The organism is Pseudomonas trivialis (assembly GCF_036864995.1).
Classification (GTDB): domain Bacteria; phylum Pseudomonadota; class Gammaproteobacteria; order Pseudomonadales; family Pseudomonadaceae; genus Aquipseudomonas; species Aquipseudomonas trivialis.
Genome location: NZ_CP142151.1, coordinates 592,809 through 612,111, shown reverse-complemented (window position 1 = coordinate 612,111; position 19,303 = coordinate 592,809). Strand labels below are relative to the sequence as shown.

The window sequence follows — 19,303 nt, the reverse complement described above, 5'->3', positions numbered from 1 at the left end:
CCAGGAAAAAACGCCCTCATCCAGTGCCATAGCGCGCGCAATGCACCATATTGAGTCGCGCCCTGAATAAGCCGCCGCCCTATTCGGAGGCACAACGGCGCGCGCCGACAGGCAATTCCTACAACCCGCGCTGGGTTGGCAAGCCCCTTGCTCTAGCTCCGTTATCGCTCATAGCTGGAAGCCCCCTGATGCTGGTGATCCACCGCCGAATCGCCCCCCAGGCCCAATGGGCCGCCGAGCTGCTGCTCAACTTCGAAGCCCGCAGCAAAAGCCGCCTGCGCTGTTTCAGTGCCGACGGCGAAGACGTCGGCCTGTTTCTGGAGCGTGGCCAGCCACCGCTGCATGACGGCGAATGCCTGCAGGCTGAAGACGGCCGGGTGGTACGCGTGTGCGCACGGCCAGAACAGCTGCTGCACGTCACCTGCAGCAGCGCGTTTGAACTGACCCGCGCCGCCTACCACCTGGGCAACCGCCACGTGGCCCTGCAAGTCGGCGATGGCTGGTTGCGACTGCTCGATGACTATGTGCTCAAGGCCATGCTCGAGCAGTTGGGCGCGAAGGCCGAAACCATCGAGGCGCCGTTCCAGCCGGAACACGGTGCCTACGGGGGCGGCCATCATCATTCGCGCCATGGCGATGAAGACTTCAACTACCCGCCCAAGCTGCATCAATTCGGCGTGCGTACATGAATCCAGCCTGGGCATTGTTGCGCCTGGCCAGTCCGCAATTGCCGATTGGCGGCTACAGCTATTCCCAGGGCCTGGAAATGGCCGTGGACAACGGCCGCGTGCCGGATGCCGCCAGCGCACGCCGCTGGATCAGCGACCAGTTGCTGCTTAACCTGGCGCGCTTCGAAGCGCCGCTGCTGCTCGCCCACTGCCGTGCCGCCGCCGTGGATGACTGGTCGCAGCTGGCGCACCTGTGCGAAGAGCACCGCGCCAGCCGTGAGACCCGCGAGCTGTACCAGGAGAGCCGGCAGATGGGCTACTCGCTGCAGCAACTGCTCAATGGCTTGCCCGAACTGGACGACGCGGCCCGAAACTTTCTCGTTCTGCGCGCCGAACCTCACCTGGCCCTGGGCTGGGCCCTGGCCGCGCGCGCCTGGCACATCAGCCCCGACGACGCCCTCGCCGCCTGGCTGTGGAGCTGGCTGGAAAACCAGTTGGCGGTGCTGATGAAAACCCTGCCCCTGGGCCAGCAAGCCGCGCAGCGCCTGACCAGTGAACTGCTGCCGCTGCTGCAGCAGGCCCAGCAGGACGCCGCGCGCATCGACCCCCACTCAACAGGCAGCGCCGCGTTCGGCCTGTCCCTGGCGTGCATGGCCCACGAGCGCCAATACAGCCGCCTGTTCCGTTCCTAGATTCCCTTGATGTGGAGAAGCACATGAACTCACAACCCCTGCGTGTCGGCATCGGCGGCCCGGTGGGCTCCGGCAAGACCGCCCTCACCCTGGCCCTGTGCCTGGCGCTGCGCGATCGCTACAACCTGGCCGTGGTCACCAACGATATTTATACCCGTGAAGACGCCGACTTTCTGGTGCGCAACCAGGCCCTGGCGCCGGAGCGCATCATCGGCGTGGAAACCGGCGGCTGCCCGCACACGGCGATCCGCGAAGACGCCTCGATCAACCTCGAAGCGGTCGATCAGCTCAACCGGCGCTTTCCCGGCCTGGACCTGATCCTGGTGGAGTCCGGCGGCGACAACCTGTCGGCCACCTTCAGCCCGGAACTGTCAGACCTGACTATCTACGTGATCGATGTGTCGGCCGGCGACAAGCTGCCGCGCAAGGGCGGGCCCGGTATTTGCAAATCCGACCTGCTGGTGATCAACAAGATCGACCTGGCGCCGCTGGTGGGCGCCTCGCTGGAGCTGATGAACAGCGACACCCAGCGCATGCGCAACGGTAAACCTTTTGTGTTCAGCAACCAGAAAACCGGCGTCGGCCTGGACGAGATCGTCGCCTTCATTGAACGCCAGGGCCTGCTGACCGCCGCCTGATCAACCCATTACGGAGCCTGTTTATGAGCCTCAACAAACTGTTCGCTGCCGCTGCACTGCTGCTGGCCCCTGCCCTGGCCTTCGCCCATCCGGGCCATGGCGACAATGGCCTGGTGGCCGGCATCAGCCATCCTCTGGGCGGCATCGACCACTTGCTGGCCATGCTTGCAGTGGGCCTGTGGGCCGCCCAGCAAAAAGGCGCGGCACGCTGGGCGCTGCCGTGCACCTTCGTCGGCACCATGCTAATCGGCGGCGTGCTGGGGTTTGAAGGCCTGGCATTGCCGGCGCTGGAAAGCGGCATCGCCGCCTCGGTGCTGGCACTGGGCCTGGCGGTGGCGCTGGCGGTGCGTCCGCCGCTGTTTGTGGCAGTGGGCGCGACGGCGCTGTTTGCGCTGTTCCATGGCGTGGCGCATGGTCTGGAACTGCCGGAGATGTCCAGCCCATGGGCGTACGCGGCGGGGTTTGTCGGTGCGACGGCCCTGTTGCATGCGGCCGGTTATGCCGTGGTGCGCGTGCTGCCGGCAGCGGCGGCGCCGTTGGTACGAGTGGCTGGGGCAGCTTCGGCGGCGACTGGCGTGTGGTTGCTCGCGGGCTGATTTCGGCACCTGTGCCGGGCCCATCGCAGGCAAGCCAGCGCCCACATTTGAGCGGATTCGCCATTCAAAAATGTGGGCGCGGGCTTGCCCGCGATAACGGTGGCGCAGACACCACCGCACCCAAGCCTGCTACCATGCGCGCCTACACCCCTGCCGTGACGACGCCAGCCGATGCCCAGCGCTTCCCAACCGCTTTTGAATACCGTGCTCACCCATTTCCACGACCTGATCGTGCCACTCTGGCAAGGCCCGGGCTGGAATGCCGAGCTGGCGCTGCCCTACGAGGCACTGGACGCCGACCACCAGCCCTTGCCGCCCCAGCGCTATCGCGCCATGGCCTGCGCCCGTCAGTTGTACCTGTTTGCCAGCCTGATCGGCGAGCCCGAGGCCGACTTTGCGCACGCGCGCGCAGCTGCGCTGTTCCGCTCCCTGCAACAGCACTTTCATGACGCCGAACACGGCGGCTGGTTCTACAGCATCGACCCCGCGGGCCAACCGCTGGATACGCGCAAAGACCTCTACACACACGCCTTCATCATCTTCGCCTGCGCCCATTACTGGGCCAAGGTGCGCGAGCCGCTGGTGGCGTCGGTGCTCAATGCCGCGCTCGAAGTGGTCGCCCAGCGGTTCGCCAGCGGTGACGGCCTGTACGACGCGGTGCTGGAGCGTGACTGGTCGTCACTCTCGTCCGGCCCGCTGCAAAACCCGCTGATGCATCTGGCCGAAGCGTTTCTTGCCACGCTGGCCGTGCGTGAAGACGCCGACGTGCAAACCGCCCTGCTGAACCTGGCGACGGCCATGCAGCAGCGCTTCATCGAGCCTGGGCACGGCGTGATGCTGGAAAAACCGCTGGGCGCTGTGGATAACTGGTTCGAGCCGGGCCATCAGTTCGAATGGTTCTTCCTGCTCGACTCATCCGAGGTGCTGCGCGGCACGCCGCTGCATGCATCGCTCAGCCGGGCGTTTGTCTACGCCGAGCAAAAGGGTGTGGATGAGCTGAGCGGCGCCGTGAGTGGCATGCTCGACCTTGACGGCAATGTGCGTGACGGCACTCAGCGTATCTGGGCCCAGGCCGAATACCTGCGCGCGCTGACGTTGCGGCCGGGCAGCGAAGCGGTGTTGCAGCGCCAATTGCTGGCGTTGCAAGACCATTTCCTGCATGCAAAAGGCTGGCATGAATGCCTGGATGCCAAGGGTGTCGTGAGCCGACGGGATATGCCGTCGACCACCCCTTATCATTTGGCGACTTGCTATCAGGGGCTGATCAAGCATCTCGGCTGACCTTTCGGACCCCATCGGGGGCAAGCCCCCTCTCACACTTGACTGTGCTGAATGTGGGAGCTGGCTTGCCTGCGATTGCCTCACCGCGATCTGACTGGACTCATGCAATCCACTTGCGATCCCCGGTAAAGCTGATCGTCAGCCAGCGCGCCGCATCCGGCGTGCCGAGGCCTGTGGATATCTCTTCGCGCAGCCTGTCGAAAGTGTCCACGTTATCCACCGGGTAATCCGCCGGCAACACCACATGAATTTCGATAAACCGTGCCCGCCCGTGCTTTTGCACGTAGGACACGTAGTCGTCGAAACCATGCCGGGCCTTGGCCGCGTCCATCACTTCACGCACCTTGTCGTCCAGCTGATCGGGGGCGATCCCCAGCACCTCGCGCAACGCCGGACGCAGGATCTTGAAGGCCGGCGCCAGCATGCTCAAGGCCAGCAGGATCAGGATCGCCGGGTCTACATATATGGCCCACTCGCCATAGCCCTGGGACTTGAGCAACAGCGCGGCGAGGAAGCTGATCAGCAAGCCTATCGACAGCATCGCGTCCACCAGCCAGCTGATGTTGTCGAACTGGATCAGCGATGATTTGAGCGTGCGATTGCGGTAGCGCACATAGAAGAAGTAAGCGAACTCGACGACGGTAAACACCGCCGCATAGATGATCACCAGCCCCAACTCGATCTCGCGTCCGCCGTTGATAATGCCGAACACCCCGTTGAGGAATGCATAGAGGGCGATCAGCAGCAGGAAACTGCCTTCGATCAATAACACCATCGGCTCCAGGTGCCAGTAGCCGAACTGGAAGCGCTCGTTACTTTTCCTGGCGATCAGCTTGGCCGTGATCAGCATCAACACCTTGATGGCGGTGGCGATCAGCGAAAAGAAGCCGTCGAACAGAATGGACTGGGCGCCGGATATCACACCCGTGACAATCCCGGCGATCGCGACCGCGAACATCAGAATCGTCGATTGTTTGAGCAGTGCCTGCTCACCTCGGTTACTCACATTTCCTCCCGTCAAAACCTTTGAACCGCCGGGTGCGGTGGGGCTTTCAGGGTGGGAGTGTACCTTATGGCCTGTTTTGGCCGATTTGACGCCATCGAGAGCAAGCCCCCTCCCACACTTGACGGTGTTCACACGTCTGAATGTGAGAACCCCGTCCCATGTGGGAGGGGGCTTGCTCCCGATGGCAGCGACCCGGTTTAAAGCCTTACTTGCCGCCCCGCTCAATCGCAAACCCAGCCCAGGTCTGGCTCACCGGCATCAGCTCCAGGCGGTTGATGTTGACGTGCGCCGGGGTGTTCATCACCCAGAAGATCGTGTCGGCGATGTCCTGGGGCTGGATCGGCTCGGCGCCGGCATAGGTGGCGTCATAGCGCGCCTGGTCACCACCGAAGCGCACCAGCGAAAACTCGCTCTCACACAGGCCCGGCTCGATGTTGGTCACGCGCACGCCGGTGCCCTGCAGGTCGCAACGCAGGTTCAGCGAGAACTGCTTCACGAACGCCTTGGAGGCGCCGTATACGTGGCTGCCCGGGTAAGGGTAGTTGCCGGCGATGGAGCCCAGGTTGATGATGCCCGCGCCCCGTCCATGAGCGATCAGGCGCGACAGCAGCAGGTTGGTAGTGGTCAGCAGGCCCTTGATGTTGGTGTCGACCATGGTCTCCCAATCGTCGAGGCTGCACTTGGGCGCAGGGTCGGTGCCCACAGCCAGGCCGGCGTTGTTGATCAGCCCGCGCAGGGTCGCGAACGACGGCGGCAGGTTGGCGATGGCCTCTTCCATGCCCTTGCGGTCACGCACGTCCACCACCAGGCCGTGTACTTCGGTCTGTTTGGAAAGCTCTTCGACCAGCGCATTCAAGCGTTCGGCACGGCGACCGGTGAGCACCAGCTTCCAGCCGGCCTCGGCAAAACGACGGGCACAGGCTTCGCCGAAACCTGAGGTGGCGCCAGTAATAAACAACGTGTCGGACATGGTGGTCTCCTTGCGGGCATCGGGAAAAAGTTGCCAGCAGAATGCCCGTACGCGGCGCTTGCGGCAACCGCCAGGCACACCAGCTGATCATTTTTTGATCGATCAATCCAACACCTTATGAACCGTGGCTTGCAGCCATATGCACGCAGGTTATCCACAACTGCGCCCACAGTCTTTGGGGGCAAGTCGAAAAGGCTTCAAGCCGCTGTACACAAGGCCCGCAGGCGGTTTTGGAAAGTTTTTTGCTTGACCTGGACCGGGCCATATGTAGGCCTGGGTGAAAAGGCAAAAGCCGAACGATGGCTCCAGGCCAGTTAATCCGGCCCCTACGGAGGTCTTTCCAGAGTTTAGTCACAGACTTATCCACAGGCTGACCGGACATGAACCGGTCATATACCTGTGTCTTTAAACAGGTTGACAAACCCCTCGACAGGCCGCAAAAAAACCGCTGATCAATAAACAACCACCGCGCTGAAAGCCTTGTTTTTAAAGGCTTTCAGCCAGCTACACCCACGTTACCCACAGCCGGTTCCACAGCAGATGGGGACAAGTCAAAACTGTGACAAAACAGGGATTTGCGGCGGCTATATGTCGCGGTTTGGAGGGCGGCTGGATTTGTTTTCCACAATTTCAAAATGGGTCTCGTGGCCCACACAAAAACAATGTGGGAGGGGGCTTGCTCCCTCCCACATAGATCAGTGCCCGCCAAGGTAGGCGTTGCGCACATCCTCGTTCACCAGCAATTCCTTGCCGGTGCCTGTGAGGCGAATCTCGCCGTTGACCATCACATACGCGCGGTCCGACAGGCGCAGCGCGTGGTTGGCGTTCTGCTCCACCAGAAAGATCGTCATGCCGGTCGCCGCGAGCTCACGCAGGGTGGAGAAGATCTGCTTCACCACAATCGGCGCCAGGCCCAGGCTCGGTTCGTCCAGCAGCAGCAGCTTGGGCCGGCTCATCAGCGCACGGGCGATGGCGAGCATTTGCTGCTCGCCGCCGGACATGGTCATGGCGCGCTGGTTGCGCCGCTCCTTGAGCCGTGGGAACAGCTCGAACATGCGCTGCATGTCTTCCTGCGCGAACTTGTCGCCGATGGGGATGGTGCCCATCAACAGGTTTTCCTCGACGGTCATGTCGGGGAACACCCGCCGTCCTTCCGGCGACTGCGCAATGCCGTTGGAGGCGATGTAGTGGGACGACTTGTGGGTAATGTCGACGCCGTTGTACAGAATCTGCCCGGATTCTGCCCGTGGCTGGCCGAAGATCGACATCAGCAGCGTGGACTTGCCCGCGCCGTTGGAGCCGATCAGGCTCACGGTTTCGCCTTCGTTGATGTGCAGCGAGACTTTTTTCAGGGCCTGGATCGGGCCGTAGAACACATCCAGGTCCTTCATTTCGAGGATAGGCCCGCTCATACCAGCTCCTCTTCGTCGGCGCCCAGGTAGGCGGCGATCACTTTCGGGTCGTTGCGGATCGCCTCCGGCCCGCCTTCAGCGATCACGTTGCCGTGGTCGAGCACCACGATGTGGTCGGAAATACTCATCACCATGCCCATGTCGTGTTCGATCAGCACCACCGTGAGGTCGTGTTCGTCGCGCAGCAGGCGGATCATCGCGCTGAGGGCTTCGGTTTCCTGAGGGTTGAGGCCGGCGGCCGGTTCGTCCAGGCAGATGATCTGCGGCCGCGTGCACATGGCGCGGGCGATCTCCAGGCGGCGCTGCTGGCCATAGGAGAGTTCGCCGGCCAGGCGGTTGGCGCAGTCCACCAGGTCGACCACTTCCAGCCAGTAGAAGGCGTGGTCAAGTGCATCGCTTTCGGCCTTGCGGTAGCCCCTGGTGTTGAGGATGCCCGCGAGCATGTTGCGGTTGACCCACATGTGCTGGGCCACCAGCAGGTTTTCCAGCACCGACATTTCCTTGAACAGGCGAATGTTCTGAAACGTACGGGCCAGGCCTGCGCGGTTGACCAGGTGGGTGCCGCCGAACATCTTGTAGTACACGCGACTGAAGAAGCTTTTGGGCGAGACGAAGTCGGTGACCTTGAAGCGCTCGCCGAGCAGTTGGATCACGTTGGTCTGCTTGCCGCGCACGTTGAGCTGGATCTTGCCGCCGCTGGCCTTGTAGAAGCCGGTGAGGCAGTTGAACACGGTGGTCTTGCCGGCGCCGTTGGGGCCGATCAGGGCGAAGATCGAGTTGCGTTCGACCTTGAGGCTCACATCGCTCAAGGCCTTGATGCCACCGAAGTGCATCATCAAATGTTCCACGCTGAGGACGACTTCCTTGCTCATGGCGCCACTCCTTTACGTGGGGTCACACCGGTTCGGCTGATGCGGATCAAGCCGCGCGGCCGCCAGATCATCATCACCACCATCAGCACGCCAAACAGCAGCACGCGGTATTCCGAGAAGCTGCGCAGCAGCTCAGGCGCCACGGTCAATACGAACGCCGCAATCACCACGCCCACCGTCGAGCCCATGCCGCCCAGTACCACGATGGCGAGGATCAGCGCCGACTCGAAGAAGGTGAACGACGACGGATTCACAAAGCCCTGATAGCTGGCAAAGAACACCCCGGCCAGACCGGCAGTCGATGCACCAATGGTGAACGCCGAAAGCTTGACCAGCACATGGTTCAGGCCCATGGAGCGGCAGGCGATCTCATCTTCACGCAGGGCCTCCCAGGCGCGGCCGACCGGCATGCGGGTCAGGCGGTGCTTGATGTAGAGCACGGCCAGCACCACCAGGAACAGCACGATGTAAATGAACAGGAATTTGATATTGGGGTTGTAGTCGATGCCGAAAAATTCGTGGAAGGGTATCCCGCCATCCTTCGCGCGCCGGCCGAACTCCAGGCCCAGAAAGGTCGGCGACGGCACGGGCATGCCGTTCGGCCCGCCGGTAAACGACAGCCAGTTGTTGAGCACCAGACGGATGATTTCACCGAAGCCAAGAGTCACGATGGCCAGGTAGTCACCGTGCATTCGCAGCACCGGGAAGCCGAGTATGCACCCCGCCAAAGCCGCCGCGATGGCTGCCAATGGCAGCACCGTCCAGAAGCCCAGGCCGAGGTATTGATAACCCAATGCCAGGCCATAGGCACCGATGGCGTAGAACGCCACGTAACCGAGGTCGAGCAGACCGGCCAGGCCGACCACAATGTTCAGGCCCAGGCCGAGCAGCACGTAGATCAGCCCGAGGATCACCACGGTGAGCAGGTACTTGTTGGCGAAAATAGGAAACACGATGGCGATCACGATCAGCGCAGGGATGATCCAGCGCAGCCGGGATTTATAGTCCGGCGCCCGCACGTGCACGCCGGAGCCGCTGCTTTCGAAGCCCTGCAGAATCTTCAGGCCCCTGGGGGTTTGCAGGAACAGGCTCATGGCAAAGCGGCCGACCATCACGATGGCGACCAGCAGGCCCACGCGGGCCGGTTCCAGGTTGAAGCTGTAGCCGTCGAGGACCACGCCGACGATCGGACCGAACACGATCAACGAAATCAGCCCGGCAAGGATCGTATCGACCACACTTTTCTTGATATCGATAGGTTTGGCAGCAGACATGTTTACACCTTAGCCACGAGTGGGCGACCCAGCAGGCCCTGGGGACGGAAAATCAGAATCACCACCAGCAGGGAGAAACTGAACACGTCTTTGTAGTCAGAGTTGATCAACCCGGAGAACAGCGACTCGGAAATCCCGAGGATGATCCCGCCAAGCATCGCCCCAGGCAGGGAGCCGATGCCGCCGAGTACCGCTGCGGTAAATGCCTTGATGCCGATGATGAAGCCGGCATAAAAGTCGAAGGTGCCGTAGTTGAGGGTGATCAGCACGCCGGCCAACGCAGCCATGGCGGCACCGATGACGAAGACATAGGAGATCACGCGGTCGGTGTTGATACCGAGGATGGAGGCCATCTTGCGGTCTTGCTGCGTAGCGCGGCACATGCGGCCCAGCTTGGTGTACTTGATGATGTAGGTGAGCAGGGCCATGCCGGCAAACGCCGCCACGAGAATGAACACTTTGGTGTAGGTGAGTTGCACGAACCCGCTGCCGATATCGACGCGCCAGGCGCCGGCCAGCAGAGTCGGGATGCCTTGTTGCTTGGCGCCCTGGGCGATCTGTGCGTAGTTCTGCAGGATCAACGAAATCCCGATGGCGCTGATCAGCGGGGCCAGTCGGGTGGAGTTGCGCAGCGGTTTGTAGGCGACCCGTTCGATCACCCAGCCGTACACGCCGGTGACGACCACGGTGAAGATCAGGGTGCCGAGAATGAGCAGCGGGAAGGATTCGATGCCGAAGTAAGCCAGCAGTGCCAGACTGATCGCCGCGAGGTACGCGGAGATCATATAAACCTCGCCGTGGGCGAAGTTGATCATGCCAATGATGCCGTAGACCATTGTGTAGCCGATGGCGATCAGGCCGTAGACCGACCCGAGGGTCAGGCCGTTGACCAGTTGCTGCAGGAAAATACCATCCATAACGCAAATCTCACGCGGTGAGCACCTGCACACCGGGTGGGTGTGCGGCGCTTCTGGAGGAAAAAACAGATCTCGATAACAACCCCGTCTCCTGTGGGAGGGGGCTTGCTCCCGATGACGGTGGGTCAGTCATGCATGTGTTGCCTGACATACCGCTATCGGGAGCAAGCCCCCTCCCACATTGGAACAGTGGTGCTCAGGCTTACTTCTGTTTTTCCAGCTGGTGGTATTTGCCGTCTTTATCCCACTGGTAAACCACGTAGTCGGAGATTTTCAGGTCGCCCTTGGAATCCCAGGCTTTTTCGCCCATGACGGTTTTTACCGGGTGAGCCTTGAGCCACTTGGCAGCGTCTTCGCCCTTGTTGGACTTGGCGCCATTGAAGCCGGCCGCCAGCGCCTGGACCGACGCGTAGGCATACAGGGTGTAGCCTTCCGGCTCGTAGCCGCTCTTCTGGAACTCTTCCACGACGGTCTTGCTGTCCGGCAGTTTGCGCGGGTCGGCGCCGAAGGTCATGTACACGCCATCCACGTACTGCTTGCCGCCGGCGGTGGCGACCAGTTCGTCGGTGACGATGCCGTCATCGGACATGAACTTGACGTCCTTGAGGCCCGCTTCACGGATCTGGCGCACCAGAGGGCCGGCTTCCGGGTGCAGGCCGCCGAAGTACACGACGTCGGCGCCGGTGGAACGAATCTTGGTAACCAGGGCGCTGAAGTCTTTCTCGCCACGGGTGAGGCCTTCTTCCAGCACCGGCTTGACGCCGCGCTTGGTCAACTGGGCAGCGGTGGCGTCGGTCAGGCCTTTGCCGTAGGTGTCCTTGTCGTTGATGACCGCGACTTTCTTGCCCTTGAGCACATCGACGATGTAGTCGCCGGCGACGACGCCTTGCTGATCGTCACGCCCGCACATGCGGAACATCGCGCCCAGGCCACGTTCGGTGACTTGCGGGTTGGTGGAGCCCGGCGTGATCGCAATGATGCCTGCCTCGTCGTACACCTCGGACGCCGGGATGGTGTTGGAGGAGCAGAAGTGCCCGACCACGCCGATCACTTTGTCCTGGTCGGCCAGACGGTTGGCCACGGCCACGGCCTGTTTGGGCTCGCACGCGTCATCGCCGGCCACCAGCACGATTTTTTCGCCATTGATGCCGCCGGCCTTGTTGATCACATCGGCCGCCGCCTGGGCACCCTTCATGTACTGCTCACCGAAAGCGGCGTTGGCACCCGTCATCGGGCCCGCCACGCCGATTTTCACATCAGCTTGAACAAACGTAGAAACACCCAGCGCCGCTGCAACGGCGAGGGCCAGAAAACCTTTCTTGTAAAACGTCTGGGACATGAGTGGTGCTCCGTATTTTTGATTTTAGGCACGACGACTTGCATTCAATCCTTTCACGGAAAGCTCAGAGCAAGCCGCGTGCCATTACTTTTTTATTCTTCAAAAAGACACCGTGTCATTGTTATTGCAGGCGTTTCGGCGCCACCTGCCAGTACGTGCAACCCTCTGGCAGAAGTAGGTGCAACCAGCAGGCAAAAAAAGTACAACCTGACCCGGTGGCACCTGCAACCGGACGCGCAAACGACAGCTCCTGCACCTGTAACAACAGGCGTAACGGAACTGCACATTTACAGTGCGCGATTGCTACGACTTGCACCAATACAGATGGGAAGCCTGCCAGGAAGAGGCAGGCTTTTACATGCCAAGTCGCTGTTCAGATCACAATTCGCAGGCATTGCCCCGCGTGATACAGCGAGAATCCCGCCTCATACAGACAGCTGCGCACGCCCACGCCGGTCAGGGGCTGCATCGGCGCAAACGGAATCGGCAAGGCTTGGGGATTCTGGTGACACAGGTAATCGGCAAACGCCTTGCCGACCACACTGCCGGTGGTGACGCCGCGCCCGTTATAGCCGGTGACGGCGACCAGGCCCGGCGCCGGTTCGAACAGGCGCATCAGGTGATCCGGGGTAAACGCGATGCAGCCGGTCCAGGTGTATTCCCACTGCACCGATTTGAGATATGGGAAGTAATGCTGTTGCACCCGATCAGCCCACGCCTTGAGGAACCAGCCCGGCTTCTGATTGCCGTTGCCCAGGCTGCCGAGCAACAGGCGGCCATCGGCATCGCGGCGTATGCTGCTGAGCACCTGGCGGGTGTCCCATGACCCCTGGCCGCCGGGGAGGATTTGCCGGGCGGCGTCATCGGTGAGCGGCGCGGAGGCGACCTGGTAGTAATAACCGGGGAAAAAATTGCGCCGCAACTCGGTCCATTCGCCTTCGGTGTAGGCATTGGAGGCGATCACCACCTGGGCCGCCTGCACCGAACCCTGGGCGGTCTGCACCGACCAGTTCGCGCCCTGGCGTTCCAATTGTGTCACCGGGGAATGGTCGAACATCTGCCCGCCCAGGCCGGCCGCGGCATTCGCCAGCCCCGTGGTGTACGCCATCGGGTTCAACGTGCCCGCGCGCTTGTCGAGCAGGGCGGCGGAAATTTTGCGGGTGCCGGTGGCCTGTTCGCAGGCCTGACCGGTCAGCAGCTCGACCGGCGCGTCACGGCGCTTCCATTGTTCCTCACGACTGCGCAAATCCGCCTCGCCCCGGGCGTTGTGCGCCATGTGCAAGGTGCCCTCGCGGCGCAGTTGGCAATCGATGTTGTATTTGTCGACCAGGCTGAACACCAGCGACGGCGCCGCACCCAGCATACGGTTGAGCTGGCTGCCCACCGCTTCGCCGAAACCGGCTTCGATCTCGTCCGGCGGGATCCACAGGCCCGCATTCACCAGCCCGACGTTACGCCCCGACCCGCCGTGGCCGGTGCGATGGGCCTCGAGCACGGCGACGCTTTTGCCCTGCTCCAGCAGGTGAATGGCTGCCGACAACCCGGTGATGCCGGCGCCGATCACGCACACATCCACCTTGACCTCGCCCTTGAGCGCGGCGCGATCGGGCCGGCCGGGGGTGAGGTGTTCCCACAAACATGCTTCGCGCAGTGCCATTGCCAGACTCCGATGAGACCCAACAAACAACCATTCTTGATGTGCAAATGCGATCAACTGTGGGAGGGGGCTTGCTCCCGATGGCGGTGTATCAGGCAATTCATTCAAACCTGACCTACCGCCATCGGGAGCAAGCCCCCTCCCACATTGACCGCGCTCCGCCTGGAGGAGTCAGTCGAAGGTAATGCCCTGCGCCAGCGGCAGCTCCAGCGAGTAGTTCACGGTGTTGGTCTGGCGACGCATGTACCCGCGCCAGGCATCCGAACCCGATTCACGCCCGCCGCCGGTTTCTTTCTCACCGCCGAAGGCGCCGCCGATCTCCGCGCCGCTCGGGCCGATGTTGACATTGGCGATGCCGCAGTCACTGCCCACCGCCGACATGAATTGCTCGGCTTCGCGCACATCAAGGGTGAAGATGCACGACGACAGGCCCTGGGGCACGGCGTTGTTCAGGCGCAGGGCTTCGGCAAAGTCGCTGTAGCCGACCACATAAAGGATCGGCGCGAAGGTTTCGCTGCACACCACATCGCTCTGCTCAGGCATTTCCACAATGGCCGGCGACACGTAGTACGCATTGGGGAATTTATCCTCCAACTGACGCTGGCCGCCGAACACCTTGCCGCCTTCGCTCAACGCCTGTTCCAGGGCGTCCTGCATGGCGTCGAAACCGTGTTTGTCGATCAGCGGGCCGATCAGGTTGCCTTCCAGCGGATGGCCGATGCGCACTTTGGAATAGGCGGCCTTGAGGCGGGTGACAATTTCTTCCTTGACCGACTCATGGGCGATCAGGCGGCGCAGGGTGGTGCAGCGTTGGCCAGCGGTGCCGACGGCGCTGAACAGGATGGCACGCACCGCCATGTCCAGGTCGGCGCTCGGGCCGAGGATCATCGCGTTGTTGCCGCCCAGTTCCAGGATGCTGCGGGCAAAGCGCGCGGCGACTTTGGGCGCCACTTCGCGGCCCATGCGCGTGCTGCCGGTGGCGCTGATCAGCGCCACGCGCGGGTCATCCACCAGCGCGGCGCCCGCATCGCGACCACCGATGATCACCTGGCAGAGGTACTCTGGAGCGCCGTCGAAGGTCTTCAGCACGCGCTCGAACAATGACTGGCAGGCCAGGGCGGTGAGCGGCGTCTTTTCCGACGGTTTCCAGATCACCGCATTGCCGCACACCAGCGCCAGGGCGGTGTTCCACGCCCACACGGCCACCGGAAAGTTGAACGCACTGATCACGCCGACCACGCCCAGCGGGTGCCAGGTTTCACGCATGTGGTGGCCGGGACGCTCGGAGGCGATGGTCAGGCCGTAGAGCTGACGCGAAAGGCCGACGGCGAAGTCGCAGATGTCGATCATCTCCTGCACTTCGCCCAGGCCTTCCTGGGTGATCTTGCCGGCCTCCCAGGACACGAGTTCGCCCAGGTCGGCCTTGTATTGGCGCAGCACATCACCAAACTGGCGCACCAGTTCGCCGCGACGCGGTGCCGGCACGTTGCGCCAGGCGTCGAATGCATGCTCGGCGCGACTGACCTGTTGCTCCACCTCGGCGGCACCTTCCCAGTACACGCTGCCGATCAGGCTGCCATCAATCGGCGAATGCACGGGCTGTTTACCCGCCTGGTACAGCGCCGGGTTCACCCCCAGACGATCAAGCAATGCGGCAACCATGGGTCACTCCTTCAATCTGCACACAAAAAATCGCGCCGCCACACGCACGGCAATTCAGGCCCTATTTGTAGCTGGCCCAAGACTTGCCAACAAACGACGATTAGGCGAGATATCATTCCGTTTATTCATGCAAAGAATAAAAAGAGGCGTGCCGTGCTGAACAAACGCTATTTGCCCTCGATCACCGCCCTGCAGTGCTTCGAAGCGGCCACCCGCCACCTGAGCTTCACCCGCGCCGCCGAGGAACTCAACCTCACGCAAAGCGCGGTGAGCAAGCAGGTGGCGCAGCTGGAAGAGTTGCTGCAACACCTGCTGTTTCGCCGCGTGCGCCGCCGCCTGCAAATGACCCCGGCGGGGGATCTTTACCTGGTGGAAGTGCGCAAGATCCTCACGCAGGTGGAGATGTCCACGCACTACCTGCGCTCCTACGGCGGCGAGACCGAAGTGCTGCGGGTGTCCACGCCCTACACGTTCGGCGCGCGCTGGCTGGTGCCGCGCCTCAAGGGCTGGCGCCTGCGCCACCCACAGATCCATCTGGACCTGTGCAACGAACAGGAACCGGACGAGTTGCTGCAAGGCAAGGCCGACATGGCCTTCTACTTCGGCCAGGGCTCGCGGCCCGGCACCGAGAGCCTGAAGCTGTTCAGCGAGGAACTGGTGCCTGTGTGCGCTCCAGAGAGCCTGCCCGCGACGCCGTTCACCGACCCCACGCAATTGAGCGACCTGGTGCTGCTGCAAAATGCCTCACGCCCGCAGGGCTGGCATGACTGGTTCGCCGATCAGGGGTTTCATACCGAGCACAGCTACCACGGGCCACGTTTTGACACCTTCTACATGTGCATTCGCGCCGCGCAGGTGGGGTGTGGTGTGGCGCTGTTACCGCGCTTTCTGGTGGAGGAGGAACTGGCCGACGGCAAGCTGGTAATTCCCTGGCAGCATGCGATGCCGAGTCAGGATGCGTATTACCTGGCATATCCAGAGCATTCGGCCGAGGTACCCAAGGTGCGGGAATTTGTGAAGTGGATGATGGAACAAGTCATTTAGTGCCTGGAATACCGCTATCGGGAGCAAGACCCCTCCCACACTTGACCGAGTTGGCACATGAGTACGCGTTCAACTGTGGGAGGGGGCTTGCTCCCGATAGCGCCAGTGGCCTCACCAAAAAAAATCACTGGCAAAACCCTACAGGTCTATGCGCCACTAGCCCTTTCCTCAATTATGCGTAAAGGCCGGCGCCCATCGCCGACCCGTCTGGAGATTCCCGTTATGAGCGAGAGTGTGTTTGCCGATCGCATCGTGCAGAACCTGCTCGACACCGACTTCTACAAGCTGACCATGATGCAGGCGGTGCTGCACAACTACCCGAACGTGGAAGTTGAATGGGAGTTTCGTTGCCGCAACAGCGAGGACCTGCGTCCGTACCTGGCAGAAATCCGCTACCAGATCGAACGCCTCGCCGAGCTGAGCCTGAGCCCCGACCAACTGGGCTTCCTGGAACGCATCAGCTTCATGAAGCCGGACTTTTTGCGCTTTCTCGGACTGTTCCGCTTCAACCTGCGCTACGTACAGACCGGTATCGAAAACGGCGAGCTGTTTATCCGCCTGCGCGGGCCGTGGCTGCATGTGATCCTGTTTGAAGTGCCGATGCTGGCGATTGTCAGCGAAGTGCGTAACCGCTACCGCTACCAGAGCGTGATCCTCGAACAGGCGCGCGAGCAGCTGTATCGCAAGTTCGACTGGCTGACTGGCCATGCGAGCAGCGAGGAACTGGCGGAGCTGCAAGTGGCGGATTTCGGCACGCGCCGACGCTTTTCCTACCGCGTGCAGGAAGAAGTGGTGAGCGTGCTCAAGCACGATTTCCCCGGGCGCTTCGTGGGCACCAGCAACGTGCACCTGGCCCGCGAATTCGACATGAAGCCGCTGGGCACCATGGCCCACGAGTGGATCATGGCCCACCAGCAACTTGGCCCGCGCCTGATCGACAGCCAGATCGCCGCGCTCGACTGCTGGGTGCGCGAATACCGTGGCCTGCTCGGCATCGCCCTGACCGACTGCATCACCACCGACGCGTTCCTCGGCGACTTCGATCTGTACTTCGCCAAGCTGTTCGACGGCCTGCGCCACGACTCCGGCGACCCGGTGCAATGGGCCGAAAAAGCTATCGCCCACTATCACAAACTGGGCATCGAGCCGATGAGCAAGACGCTGGTATTCTCCGACAGCCTGACGTTGCCCAAGGCGCTGGAGATATTCCGTGCGCTGCGCGGTCGCATCAATGTGAGCTTTGGTATCGGCACCAACCTGACCTGCGACATTCCAGGGGTGGAGCCGATGAGCATCGTGCTTAAAATGACCGCCTGCAATGGCCAGCCGGTCGCGAAGATTTCCGATGAAGCGGGCAAGACCCACTGCACCGACCCCAATTTCGTCGCCTATTTGCGTCACGTTTTCAAAGTACCTGCCCTATCCAGCAAGGAGTGAACCATGCAAGCCGTACAGCGTGAAATTGCGCAGCAGCTCAAGGTCCAGGCGCCGTTCAACGACCAGGCAGCCCTTGAGGCCGAGGTGGTCAGGCGCATAACGTTTATCCAGGACTGCCTGCGCAATTCCGGACTCAAGGCCCTGGTGCTGGGCATCAGCGGCGGCGTCGACTCCCTTACCGCAGGCCTTTTGGCCCAGCGCGCGATGCAGGAACTGCGCGCCAGCAGCGGCGACGAGGTCTATCGCTTTATCGCGGTGCGCCTGCCCTACGAAACCCAGTTCGACGAACTCGATGCCCAGGCTTCGGTCGACTTCATCAACCCGCACGAGCGCCACACTGTGAACATCGGCCCGGCGGTGAAAGCCCTGGCCACTGAAGTGTCGGCATTTGAAGACAAGCCCGCCGCGTCCCGCGACTTTGTGCTGGGCAACACCAAGGCGCGCATGCGTATGGTGGCGCAGTACACCATCGCCGGCGCGGCCGGTGGCCTGGTGATCGGCACTGACCATGCGGCGGAAGCGGTGATGGGTTTCTTCACCAAGTTCGGCGATGGCGCCTGCGACCTGGCTCCCTTGAGCGGGCTGGTAAAAAACCAGGTGCGCGCGATTGCGCGTTACTTTGGCGCGCCGGAGTCGCTGGTGGAGAAAGTGCCAACGGCGGACCTGGAAGACTTGTCGCCGGGCAAGCCGGATGAAGCGTCACATGGCGTGACCTATGCCGAGATCGATGCGTTCCTGCACGGTGAGCCGGTGCGCGAAGAGGCGTTCCGGATTATCTGCGAGACGTATCGCAAGACCGAGCACAAGCGAGTGATGCCGTTTGCGCCGTGAGGCAGGTCAGAAAGTGTTGTGTTGATTGCTGAACAGCTATCGGGAGCAAGCCCCCTCCCACATTTGACCGCATTCCCATGTTGGAACCCGGCCAAGTGTGGGAGGGGGCTTGCTCCCGATAAACGATTACGCGGTCCTACTTGAGCACCACCGCCCCCTTCATCATCGAGTTATGCCCCGGGAACGAGCAGAAGAACTCGTACTCGGTACCCGCCGCCAGCTTGGACACATCGAAGGTCACCGAGTCTTTTTCACCCGCGCCGATGAGCTTGGTGTGCGCGATGATGCGTGTGTCACCTTCTTTCAGGTAGCCCTTGTCGATACCGGCGGCCATGCCGTCGCTGGCAACGGCCGGCATATCGGCTTTGGTGGTGAGCACCCAGTTATGACCCATCACTTGCTTTGGCAAGCTGCCCGAATGCTCCAGGTTCACCGTGAAGGTCTTGCAGCTTTTGTCGATGGTGATTTCCTTGGTGTTGAAGGACATCTGATCGGTGGAATCAACAGTGACGGCGCACTCTGCTGCAAGCAATTGGCCGCTGGCCAGAGTGAGCAGGGAAACAGCAACGATTTTGGCAAACATGTGAATCTCCATGGCAAGGTTTAAAACGCTTAATACGGCAAAGGGTGCCTCAGACAGGCTTGAATTCTTATGATCTGCACCGGCAGATTGTATACAACCTTAGGCTATCAGACTGATCAGCACAATCTGCCAGCCGCCAACCGCGCCGCTAAGCTGCTACCATAGCGACCCAAAGGCAGCTGCGCGCCGCCCCCTCACCTTCGACCCTAGAGGATCGCCCATGGCCAAACCTAATTACTCCTTCGCCAAACGTCAGAGAGACTTGGCCAAGGAACAGAAGAAAGAGGAAAAACTGCAACGCAAGAAAGCCGCTGCAGACGAAGAAGCCGGTGGCGTGAACCCGGATGCAGATGCTGAAGTAACGAGCGACGAGAGCGAAACACCAAAAGATCCGGCTGAATAAGTATTCCCCACACTGTGGCAA

The 19,303-nt window shown here is 61.7% G+C and carries 19 protein-coding genes; 9 read left to right on the top strand and 10 right to left on the bottom strand.

The window, feature by feature from the left end:
- Positions 1 to 188 precede the first annotated feature (188 nt).
- The 5 genes from ureE to VRB54_RS02550 all read left to right on the top strand — a co-directional run bounded on the left by ureE (position 189) and on the right by VRB54_RS02550 (position 3,875).
- Entirely contained in the window at positions 189 to 689 is a 501-nt protein-coding gene (gene ureE, locus VRB54_RS02570) for an urease accessory protein UreE (RefSeq protein WP_338479408.1), read from the top strand.
- The gene (locus tag VRB54_RS02565; RefSeq protein ID WP_338479407.1) at positions 686 to 1,360 is read left to right on the top strand and encodes an urease accessory protein UreF; all 675 of its coding nucleotides are present in this window, start codon (positions 686 to 688) and stop codon (positions 1,358 to 1,360) included. The genes ureE and VRB54_RS02565 overlap by 4 nt, the downstream gene beginning before the upstream one ends.
- A 23-nt stretch (positions 1,361 to 1,383) precedes the next feature.
- Positions 1,384 to 1,998 carry an urease accessory protein UreG gene (ureG, locus tag VRB54_RS02560; RefSeq protein WP_003236172.1) on the top strand — a complete coding sequence of 205 codons (615 nt, stop codon included), beginning with the start codon at positions 1,384 to 1,386 and terminating at the stop codon, positions 1,996 to 1,998.
- 23 nt (positions 1,999 to 2,021) lie between these two features.
- Positions 2,022 to 2,594 (top strand): HupE/UreJ family protein, encoded by a 573-nt coding sequence (locus VRB54_RS02555; RefSeq protein ID WP_322212514.1) that lies wholly within the window; start codon positions 2,022 to 2,024, stop codon positions 2,592 to 2,594.
- A gap of 171 nt (positions 2,595 to 2,765) precedes the next feature.
- Positions 2,766 to 3,875: an AGE family epimerase/isomerase gene (locus tag VRB54_RS02550; protein WP_338479406.1), complete on the top strand. Its 1,110-nt coding sequence runs from the start codon at positions 2,766 to 2,768 to the stop codon at positions 3,873 to 3,875.
- A gap of 100 nt (positions 3,876 to 3,975) precedes the next feature.
- Here VRB54_RS02550 and VRB54_RS02545 read toward each other — a convergent pair whose 3' ends face one another.
- The 9 genes from VRB54_RS02545 to VRB54_RS02505 all read right to left on the bottom strand — a co-directional run bounded on the left by VRB54_RS02545 (position 3,976) and on the right by VRB54_RS02505 (position 14,984).
- Positions 3,976 to 4,881 (bottom strand): cation diffusion facilitator family transporter, encoded by a 906-nt coding sequence (locus VRB54_RS02545; protein WP_338479405.1) that lies wholly within the window; start codon positions 4,879 to 4,881, stop codon positions 3,976 to 3,978.
- A 205-nt stretch (positions 4,882 to 5,086) separates the two neighbouring features.
- On the bottom strand, positions 5,087 to 5,851 hold the full coding sequence (locus VRB54_RS02540; RefSeq protein WP_338479404.1) for an SDR family oxidoreductase: 765 nt from the start codon (positions 5,849 to 5,851) through the stop codon (positions 5,087 to 5,089).
- Positions 5,852 to 6,546: 695 nt separating this feature from the next.
- Positions 6,547 to 7,263 (bottom strand): ABC transporter ATP-binding protein, encoded by a 717-nt coding sequence (locus VRB54_RS02535; protein ID WP_003236180.1) that lies wholly within the window; start codon positions 7,261 to 7,263, stop codon positions 6,547 to 6,549.
- Positions 7,260 to 8,135: an ABC transporter ATP-binding protein gene (locus VRB54_RS02530; protein WP_338479403.1), complete on the bottom strand. Its 876-nt coding sequence runs from the start codon at positions 8,133 to 8,135 to the stop codon at positions 7,260 to 7,262. Before VRB54_RS02530 ends, VRB54_RS02535 begins: the two co-directional genes overlap by 4 nt.
- Positions 8,132 to 9,409: a high-affinity branched-chain amino acid ABC transporter permease LivM gene (gene livM, locus VRB54_RS02525; protein WP_231422401.1), complete on the bottom strand. Its 1,278-nt coding sequence runs from the start codon at positions 9,407 to 9,409 to the stop codon at positions 8,132 to 8,134. Before livM ends, VRB54_RS02530 begins: the two co-directional genes overlap by 4 nt.
- A gap of 2 nt (positions 9,410 to 9,411) precedes the next feature.
- Positions 9,412 to 10,326 carry an ABC transporter permease subunit gene (locus VRB54_RS02520; RefSeq protein WP_003236186.1) on the bottom strand — a complete coding sequence of 305 codons (915 nt, stop codon included), beginning with the start codon at positions 10,324 to 10,326 and terminating at the stop codon, positions 9,412 to 9,414.
- A gap of 202 nt (positions 10,327 to 10,528) precedes the next feature.
- The gene (locus VRB54_RS02515) at positions 10,529 to 11,665 is read right to left on the bottom strand and encodes a branched-chain amino acid ABC transporter substrate-binding protein (RefSeq protein WP_338479401.1); all 1,137 of its coding nucleotides are present in this window, start codon (positions 11,663 to 11,665) and stop codon (positions 10,529 to 10,531) included.
- Positions 11,666 to 12,038: 373 nt separating this feature from the next.
- Complete coding sequence (locus tag VRB54_RS02510; RefSeq protein WP_338479400.1) at positions 12,039 to 13,322, bottom strand: FAD-binding oxidoreductase; 1,284 nt, start codon at positions 13,320 to 13,322, stop codon at positions 12,039 to 12,041.
- Between the two features lie 171 nt (positions 13,323 to 13,493).
- The gene (locus tag VRB54_RS02505) at positions 13,494 to 14,984 is read right to left on the bottom strand and encodes an aldehyde dehydrogenase family protein (RefSeq protein WP_338479399.1); all 1,491 of its coding nucleotides are present in this window, start codon (positions 14,982 to 14,984) and stop codon (positions 13,494 to 13,496) included.
- A 153-nt stretch (positions 14,985 to 15,137) separates the two neighbouring features.
- On the opposite strand from VRB54_RS02505, the gene VRB54_RS02500 reads away from it, so the two are divergent.
- From VRB54_RS02500 to nadE, 3 genes are all read left to right on the top strand, one after another.
- Positions 15,138 to 16,028, top strand: a complete 891-nt coding sequence (locus VRB54_RS02500; protein WP_338479398.1) for a LysR family transcriptional regulator — start codon at positions 15,138 to 15,140, stop codon at positions 16,026 to 16,028.
- A 222-nt stretch (positions 16,029 to 16,250) separates the two neighbouring features.
- Positions 16,251 to 17,465, top strand: coding sequence for a nicotinate phosphoribosyltransferase (gene pncB / locus VRB54_RS02495; RefSeq protein ID WP_338479397.1), 1,215 nt, complete (start codon positions 16,251 to 16,253; stop codon positions 17,463 to 17,465).
- 3 nt (positions 17,466 to 17,468) lie between these two features.
- Positions 17,469 to 18,296, top strand: a complete 828-nt coding sequence (gene nadE, locus VRB54_RS02490; protein WP_338479396.1) for an ammonia-dependent NAD(+) synthetase — start codon at positions 17,469 to 17,471, stop codon at positions 18,294 to 18,296.
- A 136-nt stretch (positions 18,297 to 18,432) separates the two neighbouring features.
- On the opposite strand, the gene azu is transcribed toward nadE, so the two are convergent.
- The gene (azu, locus tag VRB54_RS02485; RefSeq protein WP_015373641.1) at positions 18,433 to 18,879 is read right to left on the bottom strand and encodes an azurin; all 447 of its coding nucleotides are present in this window, start codon (positions 18,877 to 18,879) and stop codon (positions 18,433 to 18,435) included.
- Between the two features lie 220 nt (positions 18,880 to 19,099).
- On the opposite strand from azu, the gene VRB54_RS02480 reads away from it, so the two are divergent.
- On the top strand, positions 19,100 to 19,282 hold the full coding sequence (locus VRB54_RS02480; RefSeq protein WP_003236202.1) for a hypothetical protein: 183 nt from the start codon (positions 19,100 to 19,102) through the stop codon (positions 19,280 to 19,282).
- The last annotated feature ends 21 nt before the right edge of the window (positions 19,283 to 19,303 follow it).